Below are 16,818 nucleotides of genomic sequence, written 5' to 3'. Positions count from 1 at the left end.
GGACTCATCTTGCGCTGGCTAACGGCAACGCCTTGGTCGTAAAAAAATTTTGTACTTCCAAGGCGGAAACGGGCCGACTGAAGTAGTAACCTTGATACTCATCACAGTCGTGGTACTTCAGAAAGTTCAACTGCTCGACTGTTTCTACGCCTTCTGCGAGAACGCTCATTCCAAGTGCCTTCGCAAGCGTAATGATGCTCGATGCGATCATGCCATCGTCATTGTCCGGAATATTTTTCACAAATGTCCGATCAATCTTGAGCCGATCGACTGGAAATTGACGCAGGTACGCGAGCGATGAATAGCCTGTTCCAAAATCATCGATACTTAAACTCGCTCCGAGATCTTTGATTTGGTTCAATTTGGCCACTGCTGTGGGAACGTCATCGATCAGTAACCCTTCCGTGATTTCGAAATCGAGCTGAACAGGATCGATTTTGAACTCTGCAATACTATCGACGATGCAATCATAGAAGTTCTCGTCATTGAACTGCAGCGCGCTGACGTTGACGGAGATCTTGACACGAAAACCCATTTCATTCCACTCGGCCAATTGCCGACAAGACTCGCGAATGATCCAGGCACCGACAGGTAGGATCTCGCGGCTTCGTTCCAGCAAGTGGATAAAGCGGATTGGCGGAACGATCTCACCCTCGTTTCTCCAGCGAATCAGTGCCTCTACACCGATGACTTCTTTCGACTCCAAAGAAACTTGAGGTTGATATACCAGAAAGAATTCGTTTTTATCCAGCGCGAGCGATAGCTTCTCTTGCACCGTTCGGTACTCGACCAACCGCTCCGTCATTTCCGGAGCATAACACGCATAGCCGAGCCTATGTTCCTTGGCATGGAACATAGCCGTATCTGCGAACGCGAGTGTTTCTTTGGCGGTTTTGGCATGCAACGGACTAAAGCAATATCCAACGCTTCCCCCAAGCGGGAACTCGCTATCACCCAGTCTTTGTCTTTGGCTTAGTAACAGGCAAATTCTTTTGGCCATTTCCTCGGCCTCGAGGGGATCTGTCATGCCGCTCTTCAAAATACAAAACTCGTCACCACCTAAACGAGCGACTTCCGCTCGATCTCCAAATGCCTTGGATAATCGTTCGGCGATCACGACCAACGCTTCGTCCCCGATGCTGTGCCCAAGTGTATCGTTGATCTCTTTGAAACCATCCATGTCGATGAGAAAGAGCACCATCGGCGTATCGGTACTCACCGCTTGGTTGACCAACTCGTTCAATCGTTCTTGAAATTGATATCGATTGGTTAGCCCCGTCAAAGCGTCTGTTGTTGCCAGCACTTGCAGGCGATCGCTCTTTTTCTCAAGGTCCTGGCTAAGTCGGATCAGATCGGCCGTCCGCCGCCGATAATACGCTTCCCCTTGATGACAACAGAAATAGACGCACGCAGCCACACCTACCATGATGATAAACTGGTCGAACCGCCAAGTCGTCAGCGATTGATCGAAGCCGTAGACAAAACCAAAGAAGCTTAGAAAGGCTAACAGGTTGATAAAAAACCATTGCAGCGCAGCGCGGATGCCGAGTAACTGCGATGCGACAATGATGGAGACAGGATAGAACAACATGACGCTGTACAACGCTGGATCGCTAGTCGAAACTCCAAACAACCCACCTGCGCTTGCTGCCAAATTCAAGTTCATGATCCGACGAATGTCTGGAGCGTAGCGATGAATGCCAATCAAAATGAAAATCACCGGCAATTCACACGCGCAAATCAACGAGGCGACGTTATATCCACGAATCCACAGAAAGATCGCGAAGAACAACCAAGTTGCCCATATTACGGCAACGAACCTCCAAATTCGTTGAGCACGGAGCTCCGCCGAATCTTTGGTCTCGACAAAGATACCTTGGCATTTCTCAGGCTTACCCCAGTCACTCATTTTATTTATCCACGTTAGATCGATTGGACCCTTGACAAACCTAGATTGCCGAATTCACCGCCAATCATCAACTCCTTACAATCGTTTCAAATTTAGGGCACCAGGTTCAGGTTGTAACAGTCAATTCACTTTTTCGGCAACGCTTGCATTAGGTGGACACTCGACGTCGTAAACGCCATCGTCAGAATTATCAGCAAATCTGATAAACTCGAGGCAAACCAATCTCAACGAAGGTTAGCCATATCGATAGCAAACGGCAAAATCCGATGGAGTCCCCTGTATTGGTGCATTAATTGTGGGGAATCGCTCCTCCGCCGGTCGATGAACGAGGGACGCCTTCGGACGACGCCTGACGATAGGACAGACATGCGTCATTTTTAAGAGAGATGGTATGAACCACGATGCCGTTAGATTGGCTATTGCCGCCCTGTTCGTGATGATGCAGTCACAACTCAGTTTTGGGCAAGGAGCAATCCTGTCGGCTGCTGGTCCAGTACATCGTTCAATGGGTGGCGCATCGACCGCAGCCCCCATCAGCGCGATCAGTGCGATCTACTGGAATCCTGCATCGATCAGTGGCATGGCAAACGGGGAACTGGAGGTTGGGCTCGATCTCCTATCTATCGAACATGAGGTCCAATCGACATTCGGACCTTTCTCAGGACAAACGGAGGGGGATGCTGGTACTTTCCCTATACCGAATTTCGGATGGGTGCATCGAAATGGCGACTCGCCGATAACGATTGGTTTAGGAGTGAACTCAATCGCTGGCTTCAAAACCACGCTGCCGATAGATCCGACCAACCCCGTGCTTTCGCCTCAGCCCTTAGGTTTAGGGGCCGTTAGTTCAGAAGCATCGTTCCTGCAAATCTCGCCCGTTGTTTCGTATGCGATCAATGAACAATTTTGTATTGCTGCGGGACCAAATCTCGCGCTTGGCCAATTAGGCGTAGAGCCATTTGTGTTCACATCTGCGAACTCCGATGGATCCTATCCTTCTGGGCGAGCCAGCCACTATCAGTTTGGGTGCGGGGTTCAAACAGGGGTCTACTATATCGGTGATCGTGGATGGAATTTGGGGGCATCGATCAAGAGTCCTACGTGGATGGATCAATTCGAGTTTGCCGGACAAGATCAAAATGGGATGCCAAGAAATTTCACCGCGCATGTGGATTTGCCCATGATACTCTCGATTGGTACAGCATATACCGGTCTGGAGAATTGGGTTTTTGCACTGGATGGGCGATTCATTGACTATGCCAATGCGGATGGCTTGGGGGATGCAGCTCAATTCAGACCTGACGGCAGCTTACCAGGCCTCGGCTGGAGAAGTGTTTTTGCAACCGCTTTTGGTATTCAGCGGCGCTTTAGTGATCGCTTTACGATTCGCACTGGGTATTCGTACAATCAGAGCCCAATTCAATCCAGCAATAACTCTGTGAATATCCCTGCGCCATTGCTGTACGAACATATCTATAGCGTTGGTGGTTCCTATAGTGTTTGCCAGCATGTGTCCCTTAACGTCGCCTATTCGCATTACTTCGAAGCGGAAGAGCAAGGCAGCATTGTCTCTCCAGTATTCGGAGCGATTCCAGGAACCTCGGTCACAAATCGAGTCAGTGCTGACCTGCTGAGCTTTGGCATCTCCATGCGTCACTAGACTTCACTCGGTTCGGGCCATCGCATCCCATTAGGCTAAGAATTGGCTGGTTGCAGTAGCGCCCCTGTCTCGCCGAGAAAGTGCAAGGCAGCAAAAAAGCCAAAAAGTGGTCAAAGTCAGATAGCTGCCAAGTGACCAGTACTGATACTCTCTGACTCGCAATGCCAAATCGAAGAATCCAAGGTATACCCTCGATTTAGACTCGACTTCTTCGCCGTTCTGAAGAACTTTTTTCGCTAAGTCATCATAAATGGCAATAGATCTTGGATTGCTCTCAATCTTGGAGACCAGAGCGGATGAATACTTTTCAGATGCACCCAGCCCGTCGGTGTTGACCATAAAGAGGTTGATCGTCGACTCACTACCTGCAAGATCCTTGATCGGACAAACCCAATACCGTTGATTCGATGCGTAAGTATGCCCACTTCGTGGATTGCGACTGAATCGCTTCACAAAACTCTCAATCTGCGACCCGGACAACTGTTCAAACCCGACTAACTTGTAGAAGGAGTCCTTATCCCACGTTTGAGCGTGACCGTTGTCGACGGTTACAACAGGGGCTGTTGTTAAATGACGCCACGCAAGCAACTTAATTCCAACATACGGAACCCCTAACAAGCCAACGAAGAACCAGATGACGACGAGGACGATTTGGTCAAGAAACGAATGCAGGAAGGCTGTCTTTACGATCAACAGTAAAACAAGGGTGAGGAATGCCACAAAGCCTATCAAACTAAATGCGAAAAGCCAGGTGCCAGCTCCATCGTTCTCGTAGCGTAATAAGCTCAGCATGGGGCAGAGAATGGCGAAGTAAAGATGAAAGCCGATCCACCCCACCAAGAAGAACCACAACCGAAGTGCAAGCCAAGAGGGTCCTGGCTTCCGGTAATCGAGCTCTATCATTCCGGAACCTCGCTTGATTGGATTCAGCAACCATCGGATCGGTGACTCGCGACCGTTACTTCCCGAGTGATCTCCGATCAATCGTATCTGTCACAAACGCGGAGCCTTTTGTATCGATTCCATATGATATGTTTCCAGTAGGATTGTCTTTGTTAACGAACGCGGCATGCAACAACGCCGAGTTGGAATCGCGTTCAACGATGACGGTCAATTCCAAAGCAGACTTATCTACGTGGTCCCAGCTTTTGGTAGCCGAATTCCAGCGAGAAAGCCGATTAATTTTCCATTCTGCCTGATCAAATACCACAGCCAAGAGCTTGTCGTTTGGATACTTCTTTTTCCACGCCGCCGTAACATCTCGTCGTAAAACCTCCAAATCGGTGCCTTGATAACGCTCTTCTGGAGCCTTGGCAGTTCTCTGGGTCTCCCTCACCAATTTCGCATGACTCGTTTTGTACTCTTCAGTCAATTTCGCAAGCTGTTCTCCAAGCATAATTGCTGTAGGATCCTTCTCCCCATTGAAGGCAACCAAGATTGTCAGCATCCATTCAGCAGTAGCAAGTTGTCGCAGTGCCGAATCGTAATATCCAGGTGTCTTCTCCGACTCGGCTGAGGCAGCATCAGACTTCGCCCTTTGAATCAGATCCCTGAATCGCTCCTGAAACGTCTTGGCAAAGTCTTGAGCTCCATCGGTAAAGGCGGATATTCCAACCGTTGCACCCTTTGCTGCGCTTTGAATACTTTTCCCTAAGTCCGATTTCGATTCGATCTCTGATTTATACCTGCCAACGATGTTTTTCATAATTACGACATCACCTGCATGTTCACGTACGATAGCGATAAACGCATCAGGTTCCTGAGAGGCTTTATCCCAAGCAGATTGATACTTTTTCGCCATGTCTCGGAGGAGCTTGGCATCCTCGGCTTGAGACTGCCCAAATACGACACCCGACATCGCACTAACAAAAACGAAAATAATGGTAGGGATGAATTTATTTACCATGATGTGTATCACTCACTTGAAACAAACAGTGGACCTGGAAGTCGTATGCACTGGACATCACCAGCCTCGCTACGCCGAAACCGTAGCACTTTGATTTGATCCAGCGGGAACATTCATCCTCCCCCCGATCGTCTTCACCATTCAAACGCGAATATATTCCGGATGTATCGAATATGCAGATTAGTAAGCCGCTCATGAATTCACGATAGCTGTGAGCAGGGCAGGTCGAAAAGTTGAACTCTCCGTCGGAAGAGATCGCACCGACAGGGCAGGCAGCCACACACAACTTGCAATGGACGCAGGGGTTGTAGTCAATTGGCCGTGACTCCTCTGAGACGGCGACATCAAGTAGCGCCCGAGTCCCGCCGCAACGGCGAGAGGCTTGAACGAGATGGCCCACATCTTTTCAGGGAATCGCTCGACCTCCATTGGAAACGCCATGGGCGGATTGACCGCGCGGATACCGCGTTCCGCCAAAGTCGAAACGATGTTTCGAGCTGTTTCATAGGCGTCGTCCCCTGCTTCATGGAACTCGTGATTCGCGATATTCCTTGCAATTCGACCACTTGGCAATCAGCATGATCGAACTTAATTTGATTATGGCGTTTCAACTGTCAACGAACTCCTAAGACTTGCAACAGCAAGTGGAGTTGACTTGAGACTTCGCGTACTCATCATGCCTTCGCCACCAAACGGTGGTTTCGTTACGGCCCTTGGGTGCGCGGTCGAGCCATTGATATTGGGACCACAGAACATCCAATCCGCGTGCGAAAGTCGAATACGTGTGGTAGATGGTTCCGTCGTCGATTTGGAATGCGCTCATGCCAGGACGCTCTCGCGTGTAAGTTGCAATATCCGTTCCTGTCATCAAGGCGTTGATTCCGACGGGCGAGTTTTGCATTTGGCTGTCCGCGCCTTCATCGGTTCGCTTGAGCCAAACTGGCTCGTCTCGATAATTGTAGTTGAGCCCAATATCGAATTGCTGCTGTTCGGTGAACCCCACACCGAAATCTTGATTAAAGTCGCTAGCACTTGAGGAGGCCCACGGAAAAGTCCATCCCATCCGCTTCTTATAGGCGACTAGCTTCGCCATTGGTGCGCTCGACACAGCGCACAACGTTACGTCGTGACCAGCGAGGTGCGAGTGCAACCCGTTAAACGCATCAGCGATTGCAGAACACGAGACACATCCCGCTTCGTACGCAGGGCCATACATGAAATGGTAAATCATCAGTTGACTTCGGCCCTGAAACAAATCGGCAAGCGTTGAAGCACCACTCTCAGTTTCGAATGGATACACCTTGTCGATGCGTACACATGGCAATTGAAGACGCTGTTTGGCAACTTCGTCGCTACGACGTGTTAGCTCCTTCTCGGATTCTAGCAACTCTTTCCTCGCTTCAATCCAAGCATCTCGACTTACGATTTCACGTTGCATGTTTCTTTCTCCAAGTAGTTAGCTTAAAAAGTACCAAAAGAATCTTTTGAAGAACGCCAAGCTGCATCCATGCGGCAACCGCCAAGGATGCGACGAATATCCCGATCAAGGTCCACCGTAAATAAGTTGCAGACGCGAAGCTCACACCAAGTCCCGTCCATAGAGCAATGTATGCGGCCGCACAGGCCGGGCACTTGGGGATAAACGCCAGAGCAAGGCTAGGAAGAATCCATTGCAATGCAGCAATTCCCCCAGCAACCCACGTTCGATTCCCAAGCGATGACTTCTTCTTGCAGCAACTCATTTCGCGCTCTCCGCTTTCATGACCGCTAGTTTGCGGACGCGCTCAATCCAATACTCCCACCCCGAGGAAAGTCCATCGAGAAGTTCGGTATCGAGTAAACCAGCCGCCTGATGGCGAAAGGTCAACTTGCTCGCAGTACCCTCACTGCTGAGTCGATACGAGAGGTGATTGTTAGCGGCACAGGACATCATCAAAGGCCCTGTGATTTCGACTAACGTCGGCGGCTTGATGACCTGGACGTGCCCCCAAAGATGTCCAGTACAATTACCGAGGTCGCGGAACCATCTACCTCCCGGCCAAGATTCCAATTGCATCGGAAACGCCTTACCGCCAGGCATCTCGCAATCTGTCCCTAGTTGATCGAGAATCGCCTCATATGCGAATTCGATTGGAGCATCGATCTCGACAACTCGTTCTATTACAAAAGTCCTAAAGCTATTCTGTGGTTCAGCGCGGTCGACCATCACTACTCCAAAGGAAAGAGATTAGTTAGTTGTTCTTGCGAGCGGCAGCAGCGCGGGATTCTGCTCGAGCCTTGATTCGTGCCAGTTGGTGATCCCAAAGTGCTTCAAAGCCCTTGGCCCAGTCATACACGGATTTCAATTCAGCGGCCTCCAGTTTGTAGATCCGCTGTTTACCCTGCCGATCGACCGACACGACGCCTACTTCCAAGAGCACGCCCAAGTGTTTAGAAACCGAAGACTGTGAGAGCTCTGTCGCCTCAACGATGTCACCCACGGCCATCGGGCCACGCCGAGCCAAGAGCGATACAAGCTCTCGTCGATTCGGTTCAGCAATCGCGCTAAAGATGTCGTTAGTGGTCGGTGTTGGAGGCATACCGCAATCATATTCCCATAACAGCATATGTCAAGTGCGGTTTAGGCGACTGAAGACCGTTTTTGAATCGCGGCGGAAATGAAACGAATCTCTGCATACAACTGGCCGGCTGGCTGGATCGGAGACCATGTGTCTGGGTTCGAGACTCATCCGCGTCTTCGCGGATGCCGTAGATCGATTGGTAGGTCCATTTCTGACTGTCACTTCGCCAGAAAAATTCGATGAACCTATCGCATCCAAGCGTTCCTTTCGCCATTGTTGTGTTTTGATAATTGCAACAAATCAATCTCGATCACGCGATGGATTGTTTCGAACGCTCTTGTAGAAAGGAACGTACTGCCGGATCATTGGCCAGTCCGATTGCTCGACGAAACGCTTCCATGGCTTCTGCAAGACGACCGGACCTCGACAATAGCTCGGCTCTTGCAGCCCAATATGGCAAATGCGATTTCACTCGCTCACAATCCAAGCAATCAAGCTGCAAAAGCGCCGCTTGAGGGCCATCAATCTCAGCCAAAGCCAATGCGCGGCCAATCAATGCACCGAAAGTCTTACAGTAGCGAATCAGACCTTCATACAGATGAAGAATCTCATTCCAATTGTTATGACCTGTAATGCGACGAAACGTGTGCGCAGATTGAATTGCCGCTTCGAGTTGGAACGGACCAACCTCGCCCATCTTCGACGCTTGCCGAAGCAACGTCTCTGCTTCTTCAATTTTCCTAACATCCCATTGGTCCAGTGATTGCTTTTCGAAGGGAATGTATCGATCGAAATCATCTCTCCTGGCAGATGCTCGAGCATCGCAAAACAACATGAGTGACAGTAGGCCGAGCGTTTCAGGACGGTTTGGCAGAAGCTCCATGGTCGTTCTTGCAAGCCAAATTGCTTCGGAAGTTAGGTTTGTGGACGCGTCGGAAGTGCAACTCGGATCCTCCCACCCCAATCCGTATGCGGCATAAATTGCTTCGAGCACCGAAGCCAGCCTGGTGTCTAGCTCTTCCCTGTTAGGTATTTGGAACGGAATCTTCGCATCGCGGATCTTTCGCTTAGCGCGGCTTAACCTTTGCCCCATCGTCGACGGCGCAACCAGCATGGACGATGCGATACGAGCTGCGTCCAACCCAAGGAGTGATTGAAGCATCAACGGCGTTCGGACGGCTTCATCCATGGCAGGGTGAGCACACACAAACATCAATTTCAATCGCTCATCCTGTATCTCAACTGCTGAGTCGGAGCCCATCTCGCGCTGCGAACGGTTACGACGTGCATCGTCTAGCGCGATCGCAGTGCCGATGTGTTCGATCGCACGTTGTTGAATGATCGAACGTCGAAATCCATCGAGCCGCTTGCGACGTGCAGTCGTCAACAACCACGCCTCGGGATTGTCCGGTATGCCTACCTCTGGCCATCGACTCAGTGCTTCGGAGAATGCCTCGGACAAGGCATCTTCTTCGGCAGCCAGATCGTTTGACCTGGCCGCTAGGATAGATAACAGGCGTCCATAGCACTCCCGACCTATTCGCTCGATCGTTTGATTTGCTAGCGACATGACAGTCGTTTCTGATTAACCCATTTCCAAGACTGGACGAACTTCGACGCCACCCGTCGCTGCTGATGGACATTTCGCTGCCCATTGGAGCGCCGTGTCGAGATCTGAAACGTCGATTAAGAACATGCCCCCAAGCTGCTCCTTTGCCTCCAGGAATGGTCCGTCCTGGATATGCCTTTTCCCTTCAGGAGAACGGAGGCTGGTAGCGGTTTCAGGTGGCATCAACGCCGTTCCTCCTGCTGCAACCCCAGCATCTGTCAGAGCTTTCGAGTAGGCGGAATACGCCGCCCAATATTCGCCTTGTGCAGCAGCATCTGATCGATTCGAAAAATCCTCAGCGGTTTCATAAACCATAATCGCAAACTTCATTCTCTTCGTTCCCAAATGGAGTTGTCCACGACATCCAAAAAAGCGTGTCGTCACACAAATAACGAATCCAAGCGACGGATTTCGACAATCGCCACCAAAATTCTCGAAAAAGTTTCGTTTCAAAAAACTCAAAGGGTTGATTTCGGCGCCATGCCTCAAAAAACCCCGGGGGTTCGGGGGCAGCGCCCCTGAGGATCGCTGTAAGGACTTCGTAAACCTTTAGATTTTCGAATCGGTACTGTTGCCTATTTACTAGACGGTCGCTTACCCCGGCCTTTCTCCCCGAAGCGGGGCGAAGGGAGATCCAGCGCGAGACCCGAGAAATTGCGGGAAGATACAAAAAGTCGATGTTTTGCGTTGCTGCAAAACACCGGCTTGATTGAATAACCTACTGCGGTCAGTTTCACAGAGTTCGCTCTGCGAGAGGTGGCAAACAGAGAAGTTGAGCGAACCGCACCTCGTTCAAACCGCTCGCGAGATAACCTCCTTTTCGCAAACCATTCCCCAAGAAGAACTTACAAACTTGGCGTTCCCGTACATCCCTGCTCGAAGAGATCGCTTGGTGTTTCCATTTGACGACACCTACGGCCTCGTGAACTTATTGGGGGTCCTGCTTTGAGATTCCCATTAATCTGTCTTTCATCTGATGGCATCAGCGATACCAACGACATTGCTTCTCCAGGAAGTAGTCGCAGGGTAGAATGAACCGTCACATCAGAACGGATGGAAACATGACGCAAAAAGAACTACTGACGGCTATCGAGGCCTTGCCCAAAGAAATCCAGTTCGCTCTGGCGAATTCCGTCCTGGAGCGTTTGGCAATCGACGGCCCGCCCCCAATCTCCGAACAACTCAAGGCAGAGTTTTTGCGACGCGAGGAAGCGTTTTTTTCCGCACCGCACAAGGGGGAACCCTGGGAGTCCGTTCGCGAGGAACTGTTCGGAGAGTGAACCGCGTCCCTATTGTTATTGAACCTGAAGCCAAGTCAGATATCCGTTTGGCTCGAGACTACTATTCTGACCGAGGCAAAAACACTGCCGAACGTTTCATGGATGAGCTGGGACGCGTTTTCGATCTATTGTCACGACATCCCGAGTCGGTCGCAGTCGCGTTTGGCAGTACGCGTCTCAAACCAATGCGATGTTTCCCGTATGTGATTGGCTACATCTATCTCGAAGGAATGGTTCATGTCACCGGAGTTCAATACGGCGGATTGGATTGGGAAGAGTTCGAACACCGACAGTTATGAGGTTTGTGATAATCTGCGGCCGACTCGTAGAGTATTCTCTTTTTGATACATCGCACCACTTCGGCAAAGGTTGACTATGACGTCCTTTAATCGCCTGTTCGCCAACGCTTGCCTTCTCGCAGCGTTTTCATGCCTCCCGTCCACGATACATGCGCAAGACAAAAGCAAGAGCCCCTTGGAACGGATGATCCCTCAAAGCGATCTACATTCAGGTCGCCTCTACAATGAGCGAGGTAGCTCGACAGGCAGAGTCGAGTCTCGCAATGGCTCGACTCGGGCGTTTGATGCCGCTGGCAAATCGACAGGTCGCTCCGACAGTCGCAATGGATCAACACGGTTCTACGACTCAAGCGGCGCTTCCCTTGGTCGAGCGGAATCGATCGGTGCCAGCACTCGATTCTTCGACAAGTCAGGGCGAAGTGTGGGAAGCAGCCGCACCTCAGGTTCCACCACTCGCTACTACGGCCCATCAGGGAGTTACCAAGGCCGATCGCAAACCACCAATGGCACCACCCGTTACTACGATTCCACCGGCAAGTCCCTCGGTGCGAAACGCCCATAGTTGTTGATCGCACCGCCGCTCGTCAGCCCCGCGAGAATCTACGATATTGATCAACTCTTGGAAAACAGGACGAACGCACCCTATCCCAATTGAATGGAAACTCCAATATCTTGGAACCAGACCAGCCCACAAACCCCTCTTTTAAAGATCTCATGGCCGCGATAGGAGAATTCCTACTTCGCTGGGGCTGGTTTGAAACCAATATGGATCCGAGATCCGTTCCAGTCGAACTCGAGCCCGTTTATTCCGAAAACTATCCGACTCTCGGGCACGAGTGGCGGTATCCGCGGGCTTAAGGGTTGGCTCAAAATTTTCTTTCGGCGAATGGCGAGAAAGCATGTGGAAAGCCCACGCTCTCCCAGAGAAAACCTAATCCTGAAGATTTTTCGGCCAGCGTCTACTTTTCCATATCGCTCAATTGCAGATTCAGTGCGCCGACGGACATGCGGATTTCGATCAATGAAATGGTTAATGATCCGACCATCAGGACAAGACTGATCGCGAAAACGACTTTGCCAAGAAAAACCAAGCCCGCAAAAAGTAGACCCATGCAGACTGTGCATGACAGGAGACTGGCGACTCCGAGAGTCTGCATGTCCCGAATCAAGTTGACGCGTCGGCGCAGGTTTGCGATTTGTGCCGCAGCAACTGGATCGGGGTTCTCTCGGTAACCGCGATGCAGAGTGCGGATGACGGTTGCCAAGGCGAGGAACCGGTTGGTGTAGGCAAGTAAAAGCAGTGATATTGTTGAGAAGAGAAGCGCTGGTGTCGTAAGATCAATATTCATTTTTTGCTTTTTTATATAGATTATACGCCTGCAATTTGAAATAGCGATATCTGTACCTAATTCGATCCATAATAAGAAACGCCCACAGGGGATCGCTCCTCAACGGGCGTTTTTGATTTTGGGATCTTTGTCAAGACCCCCTACGGTTCGATGCATTCGACTTCGCGGACAAAGCGGGATGCGTCGTTTTCTAAGAAAGCACTGATCACGTTGAACACGGCGTCACTGAAGCCACCGATATTGAGAATGTCTGCTCGCTCACAAGCCTGAACCGTCTGGTACGGTTGCAAATCGATATTGATCAGCTTGGGAGAAGAACCGGCGGCTAACGCTGTTCCGCTCGCATTCAGCTTGCGCTGGTTGGCAGCATTACGAATTTTGAAGTTGGAACTTTGAAAGCAAGGTTGCTTGCTCAACACGCCGACTTCGCGCATGCGTCCGATCAACTTGCTGACATTCTTGTCATCTTCTTCAAATCGGTGCAGGAAAGCCGCAATCTCATCATCACACCCGAAACGCACCCGCTCACGATACATTGCCTCAATCGGTCTTAAATGACTCGCAAGAAAATTCACGAACTCGGCGGCGTTGCGCTTCATGCCGTCTGCGCTTCCAAATACTCATGGTAAGCGACCACGTACGCATCGGTCATCACCCAGCAGCATCGGCGGACGAGTTCAGTTTCGCGGGTGATTCCGACGAGATTGTCTCGCATGTAGGAAGTAAGGAACGCAAGCAGCGTGTGCTCCTTCATATTCTTGATGTAAACCTGCTGAAGCTTGGACGCTTCGTTCTCGGGTATACCTTCAAAAAAGCGGATTAAACTAGCGTTTCTGTCAAACGCATCCTGCACTACTTCAGGCTTGATCGAAGGCAGGTCTGGAACTTCAGATTCAAAACACTCAAATAACACCAGTAATACTATCAGCGCATGATCAACCAACGGCATCGGCACGCCGAGTGAACCAAGCTGAATCGCGGCCCCCATCACTGCACCTTGTTTCGCAGCAATATCGTCAAAGCGACGAATCCTTTGCTCGATGCTGTACGCTTGGGATTTCTTGACAGCGCTCGCCACCGCCTCGATCGAAATCGTGAAGTTGAATTCGGAGAAATTGTTAGACCGCATGACTCAGATTTCCGTGACGGTGCAGATTACTCGACAAGGCGTCCCCCCCAACGTTCAAGAACCAACTCACTTCACCGAAGTTCCGACGAATAAAGGGAACGAGGGTGCTGAAACGCCCGTTAGTTTAGCCGACGCCGTTTGGGATTGCTAGCGCCCTGAAGCAGTGGTGAAGTTCCGAGGAGTTGTCGCGAATTGCAACAATACGATCGAGTCTATTGTCGATCGATAGCGCATGCTTCTGACGATGCTCCAAACGCGCTTCAACGTCCATTCCCTGTTCGCGCGTATTCACATCGTAAAGACCTTGAATCATCTCAAGCAGCTTCACACGGTGGGGATTCTCCTTCGCTAAATCGTAGATGGTGCGACGCGCATGCGCCCACCAGGCAGCGAACGTTAATCGATCGCTGTTATGAAGCACTACCGACGTGTTTCCAGAGAAACAGTCCCCCTGAACGATGCATCTACTCTCTCGGAAGAATTCATCAGGGCCATCGCGATTCCGAGAGATCCTAAAGTCAAAGATGTTATAGTGCGATTGATCCGATCCTCGGTAAGCCCACATCTTGCCGATGATACTGTCTTCACCTTTGGCTTTCGCTTCGTGGATCTTTTCAATCAACCGCTTGAGCTTCAAGTCCCCAGGTTTCTGTTCAGGCATCTCGCGTGGCATCAGCATGCGGCAGCTGCTTTCATCGAGTCCAACCGCAGAATCCTTCTGAACTCGCTTTGCCATGAAGGCAACCAAGCCAAGCAAAGCGAGATCAACTTGCTCGACGAGATTCTACAAGGTGGAGCGATTGGACGCCAGCGTCGACTTCGGGCAATGGAGTCGAAGGGACGTTCTCACCTCTCAGGATCGAATGGCTTTTATCGTCTATCGATACAAGTAAGAGATTGCGAATGGGGGCAATTGCAAGGTCGAGGAAATGCTCTCTATTCCATTCGAATCTTTCATTGGATTCTTCGAATCGTCCAATCATGCCTGTTGGGATCGATAGAATGACTCTTGCGCAATCTAAGCGACGATCACCTGCGAATGGCAGGCCAAGGCTTGATGCGAAGAACGAACTCATTAGGAATTTCAATGATGCTGCGGCGAAAGTGTGCTCTGAGCGTTTTAGTATTGGCGATGGTTTCCAACAAAGGAATCGCAAATGATTGGTGGCAATTTCGCGGCCCTGGAAGCAACGGAATTGCCGAAAATCTGAAGCTACCTGAGTTGTGGGGTATCGACTCGAACGTCCAATGGAAAACGGCCATTCCCGGCGAAGGTTGGTCTGCTCCCATTGTCGTCGGAAAAAGAGTCTTTGTTACGACCGCAGTTTCCTCGGGGAAGAAAGACGAAAACTCGCTGCACGACTGGAAGGTGATCTGCCTGGATGCAGAAACAGGAAATGTTGTTTGGACGAAAGATGCACTTCAAGGAAAGCCTCGGCTCGGAACTCATCGCGACAACACGTACGCTTCCGAAACACCCGCAACCGACGGCACGAGAATCGTGGCGTATTTCGGGATGATGGGAGTCGTCTGTTACGACTTGGACGGAAAAGAACTTTGGCAACGAGACATTGGGAGCTTTCCAATGAAGAATGATTGGGGCACCTCAAGCTCCCCTATCATTCACAATGGGTTGGTTTTTCTGCAGGCGGATAACGAACAAAAGTCCTTCATCGTCGCACTGGAAGTCGCGACAGGCAATGAGGTTTGGCGCAAAGAGCGCGAAGAGGTATCCAATTGGGGATCCCCTATCATTTGGACAAATCGTCTGCGGTCCGAACTCGTAACCGCTGGCAAAACGATTCGCTCCTACAATCCCGCGGATGGTACGCTTCTTTGGCAGGCGACATCGAGTGTAGGCGGGTACAGCTCGACTCCGTCCGGAAACTCCGAACTGCTGATCGTAGGCCATCAAGGTCGCGATGGTGCTGGGATGATAGTGGTGCAAGCGGGCGCAATGGGAGACATCAGCCTCAAGTCGGGCGAAACATCGAATTCGAACATCCTATGGAGCACGACAAAGTATGCTCCGCAACGCTCATCCCCGTTGCTTGTCGACAACCTGATCTTCTTGTTAGGAGGGAGGAGCGGCATGATGATGTGCGTCGATGCCAAGACCGGGAACATGCTATACCAAGAGCGACTACCCGATGCAGGAGCTTTTTGGGCATCTCCATGGCTTTACAAGGGCCTCGTGTATTGTCCTGACGAAAACGGTAACACCTTCGTTCTCAAGCCAGGCCCCAAGCTAGACCTGGTACGCGTCAACAAGCTACCTGAAGAGAACGCTCGCTATTGGGCGACATCGGCCGCAAGTGAGGGGAAGCTTTTCATCCGCTCGTCAAATACTCTTTATGCTATATCTGCGAAGTAGCTGATTAGCGTATTTCTTCACATACTAAGGACGACGGACGTCCGTCCGGCAAAGGTCGTCGTCCATGACTTCGTCTCGTTGGAGCGAACCACCATAGCGAATGAGGAACGCGATTTCGTTCCCGAACTCATACATCCACACGGCAGCCCCTCCGCCGCGCCGTCGCGAGCGGCTGCAATCGTTGATCTCCTCTACGATGCGCCGCAGCGTCGATGCCGTCGGCATTTCGAAGAGAAGGGCTTTGAGGGTTCGATTCATATAGCAGTAGAACGATTGAAAGCGGAGGACCACGCGCTGGCAGTTCGCGCGGCGCAGTAAATCCGGATCCTGAAGCCAGATGGCCATCGCGAGGTCGGCAGGACTTAGGTCTCCATCAGGTAGTTCGATGCATCGCTTGGAGGCAAGAACGAGCAAGGCTTCCATACCGGAATTGTCTGCCAGTTCACTGATGTGGAAGAGGGCCTCCATCAACTCGGCCGGCGTGTAGCCATTGTTGTTGTGGAAGATCTCTGCAAGGGCACGCAGTTGGGCGACATCGTTGAAACAGTGTGCGGCTCATTGGTTGCGTCCTTGAGACAGACATGCCGCCAGCGTGTGCTTGCAAACTTTCCTTTTGACTCTCCATGAGACAACCCCGCTGTGACATGTTAGGATACTGGGCGCGGAAAACTTCTTTCAATCAGAGCACCTGGCTGCGAAAGCCATTCTGAAGTGAGTAGCCTCGAGCCGCCGTGCGTTCGCA

22 protein-coding genes are annotated in these 16,818 nt (G+C 51.0%); 7 read left to right on the top strand and 15 right to left on the bottom strand.

Going from position 1 to position 16,818, the window contains the following annotated elements; translation table 11 throughout:
• Positions 1 to 4: 4 nt before the first annotated feature.
• A complete protein-coding gene (locus SH467x_RS18630; protein ID WP_482368596.1) occupies positions 5 to 1,909 on the bottom strand; it encodes a putative bifunctional diguanylate cyclase/phosphodiesterase in 1,905 nt (634 codons plus the stop codon).
• A gap of 391 nt (positions 1,910 to 2,300) precedes the next feature.
• Between SH467x_RS18630 and SH467x_RS18625 the strand changes: the two genes are divergently transcribed.
• Positions 2,301 to 3,569 (top strand): OmpP1/FadL family transporter, encoded by a 1,269-nt coding sequence (locus SH467x_RS18625; protein WP_482368595.1) that lies wholly within the window; start codon positions 2,301 to 2,303, stop codon positions 3,567 to 3,569.
• 30 nt (positions 3,570 to 3,599) lie between these two features.
• On the opposite strand, the gene SH467x_RS18620 is transcribed toward SH467x_RS18625, so the two are convergent.
• From SH467x_RS18620 to SH467x_RS18580, 9 genes are all read right to left on the bottom strand, one after another.
• Entirely contained in the window at positions 3,600 to 4,472 is an 873-nt protein-coding gene (locus tag SH467x_RS18620; RefSeq protein ID WP_482368594.1) for a hypothetical protein, read from the bottom strand.
• Between the two features lie 55 nt (positions 4,473 to 4,527).
• The gene (locus SH467x_RS18615; protein WP_482368593.1) at positions 4,528 to 5,475 is read right to left on the bottom strand and encodes a hypothetical protein; all 948 of its coding nucleotides are present in this window, start codon (positions 5,473 to 5,475) and stop codon (positions 4,528 to 4,530) included.
• Complete coding sequence (locus SH467x_RS18610; RefSeq protein WP_482368592.1) at positions 5,465 to 5,875, bottom strand: 4Fe-4S binding protein; 411 nt, start codon at positions 5,873 to 5,875, stop codon at positions 5,465 to 5,467. Before SH467x_RS18610 ends, SH467x_RS18615 begins: the two co-directional genes overlap by 11 nt.
• Before the next feature lie 225 nt (positions 5,876 to 6,100).
• Complete coding sequence (locus SH467x_RS18605; protein WP_482368591.1) at positions 6,101 to 6,913, bottom strand: DUF899 domain-containing protein; 813 nt, start codon at positions 6,911 to 6,913, stop codon at positions 6,101 to 6,103.
• Complete coding sequence (locus SH467x_RS18600; RefSeq protein WP_482368590.1) at positions 6,903 to 7,217, bottom strand: hypothetical protein; 315 nt, start codon at positions 7,215 to 7,217, stop codon at positions 6,903 to 6,905. Before SH467x_RS18600 ends, SH467x_RS18605 begins: the two co-directional genes overlap by 11 nt.
• Positions 7,214 to 7,681, bottom strand: coding sequence for an SRPBCC family protein (locus tag SH467x_RS18595; protein ID WP_482368589.1), 468 nt, complete (start codon positions 7,679 to 7,681; stop codon positions 7,214 to 7,216). The genes SH467x_RS18600 and SH467x_RS18595 overlap by 4 nt, the downstream gene beginning before the upstream one ends.
• 25 nt (positions 7,682 to 7,706) lie before the next feature.
• Entirely contained in the window at positions 7,707 to 8,054 is a 348-nt protein-coding gene (locus tag SH467x_RS18590) for an ArsR/SmtB family transcription factor (RefSeq protein WP_482368588.1), read from the bottom strand.
• Between the two features lie 292 nt (positions 8,055 to 8,346).
• Positions 8,347 to 9,606 (bottom strand): RNA polymerase sigma factor, encoded by a 1,260-nt coding sequence (locus SH467x_RS18585; RefSeq protein WP_482368587.1) that lies wholly within the window; start codon positions 9,604 to 9,606, stop codon positions 8,347 to 8,349.
• Positions 9,607 to 9,621: 15 nt separating this feature from the next.
• Positions 9,622 to 9,975 (bottom strand): YciI family protein, encoded by a 354-nt coding sequence (locus SH467x_RS18580; RefSeq protein WP_482368586.1) that lies wholly within the window; start codon positions 9,973 to 9,975, stop codon positions 9,622 to 9,624.
• 731 nt (positions 9,976 to 10,706) lie between these two features.
• Here SH467x_RS18580 and SH467x_RS18575 point away from each other — a divergent pair.
• The 3 genes from SH467x_RS18575 to SH467x_RS18565 all read left to right on the top strand — a co-directional run bounded on the left by SH467x_RS18575 (position 10,707) and on the right by SH467x_RS18565 (position 11,786).
• Positions 10,707 to 10,925 (top strand): addiction module protein, encoded by a 219-nt coding sequence (locus tag SH467x_RS18575; protein ID WP_482368585.1) that lies wholly within the window; start codon positions 10,707 to 10,709, stop codon positions 10,923 to 10,925.
• Positions 10,922 to 11,224, top strand: coding sequence for a type II toxin-antitoxin system RelE/ParE family toxin (locus SH467x_RS18570; RefSeq protein ID WP_482368584.1), 303 nt, complete (start codon positions 10,922 to 10,924; stop codon positions 11,222 to 11,224). Before SH467x_RS18575 ends, SH467x_RS18570 begins: the two co-directional genes overlap by 4 nt.
• A 76-nt stretch (positions 11,225 to 11,300) precedes the next feature.
• Positions 11,301 to 11,786, top strand: a complete 486-nt coding sequence (locus tag SH467x_RS18565; RefSeq protein WP_482368583.1) for a hypothetical protein — start codon at positions 11,301 to 11,303, stop codon at positions 11,784 to 11,786.
• 397 nt (positions 11,787 to 12,183) lie between these two features.
• On the opposite strand, the gene SH467x_RS18560 is transcribed toward SH467x_RS18565, so the two are convergent.
• The 3 genes from SH467x_RS18560 to SH467x_RS18550 all read right to left on the bottom strand — a co-directional run bounded on the left by SH467x_RS18560 (position 12,184) and on the right by SH467x_RS18550 (position 13,651).
• Positions 12,184 to 12,573 carry a DUF2721 domain-containing protein gene (locus SH467x_RS18560; RefSeq protein ID WP_482368582.1) on the bottom strand — a complete coding sequence of 130 codons (390 nt, stop codon included), beginning with the start codon at positions 12,571 to 12,573 and terminating at the stop codon, positions 12,184 to 12,186.
• Positions 12,574 to 12,713: 140 nt separating this feature from the next.
• Positions 12,714 to 13,172 (bottom strand): hypothetical protein, encoded by a 459-nt coding sequence (locus SH467x_RS18555; protein WP_482368581.1) that lies wholly within the window; start codon positions 13,170 to 13,172, stop codon positions 12,714 to 12,716.
• Positions 13,169 to 13,651, bottom strand: a complete 483-nt coding sequence (locus SH467x_RS18550; protein ID WP_482368580.1) for a hypothetical protein — start codon at positions 13,649 to 13,651, stop codon at positions 13,169 to 13,171. The genes SH467x_RS18555 and SH467x_RS18550 overlap by 4 nt, the downstream gene beginning before the upstream one ends.
• A 16-nt stretch (positions 13,652 to 13,667) precedes the next feature.
• Here SH467x_RS18550 and SH467x_RS18545 point away from each other — a divergent pair, with 16 nt between their 5' ends.
• Complete coding sequence (locus SH467x_RS18545; protein ID WP_482368579.1) at positions 13,668 to 13,853, top strand: hypothetical protein; 186 nt, start codon at positions 13,668 to 13,670, stop codon at positions 13,851 to 13,853.
• Here SH467x_RS18545 and SH467x_RS18540 read toward each other — a convergent pair.
• On the bottom strand, positions 13,827 to 14,438 hold the full coding sequence (locus tag SH467x_RS18540) for an IS66 family transposase (protein WP_482368578.1): 612 nt from the start codon (positions 14,436 to 14,438) through the stop codon (positions 13,827 to 13,829). The genes SH467x_RS18545 and SH467x_RS18540 overlap by 27 nt on opposite strands.
• Here SH467x_RS18540 and SH467x_RS18535 point away from each other — a divergent pair.
• Positions 14,437 to 14,595: a hypothetical protein gene (locus tag SH467x_RS18535; protein WP_482368577.1), complete on the top strand. Its 159-nt coding sequence runs from the start codon at positions 14,437 to 14,439 to the stop codon at positions 14,593 to 14,595. The genes SH467x_RS18540 and SH467x_RS18535 overlap by 2 nt on opposite strands.
• Positions 14,596 to 14,789: 194 nt before the next feature.
• Entirely contained in the window at positions 14,790 to 16,076 is a 1,287-nt protein-coding gene (locus SH467x_RS18530; protein WP_482368576.1) for a PQQ-binding-like beta-propeller repeat protein, read from the top strand.
• A 24-nt stretch (positions 16,077 to 16,100) separates the two neighbouring features.
• On the opposite strand, the gene SH467x_RS18525 is transcribed toward SH467x_RS18530, so the two are convergent.
• Positions 16,101 to 16,544: a hypothetical protein gene (locus SH467x_RS18525; protein WP_482368575.1), complete on the bottom strand. Its 444-nt coding sequence runs from the start codon at positions 16,542 to 16,544 to the stop codon at positions 16,101 to 16,103.
• Positions 16,545 to 16,818: the final 274 nt, after the last annotated feature.

The sequence above is a fragment of the Brakhagea slesvicensis genome (assembly GCF_052161625.1).
In the GTDB taxonomy this organism is placed as follows: domain Bacteria; phylum Planctomycetota; class Planctomycetia; order Pirellulales; family Pirellulaceae; genus JBKCUI01.
Note: the sequence above shows the minus strand (reverse complement) of the source record. Positions and strands in the feature narration are given on the sequence as shown.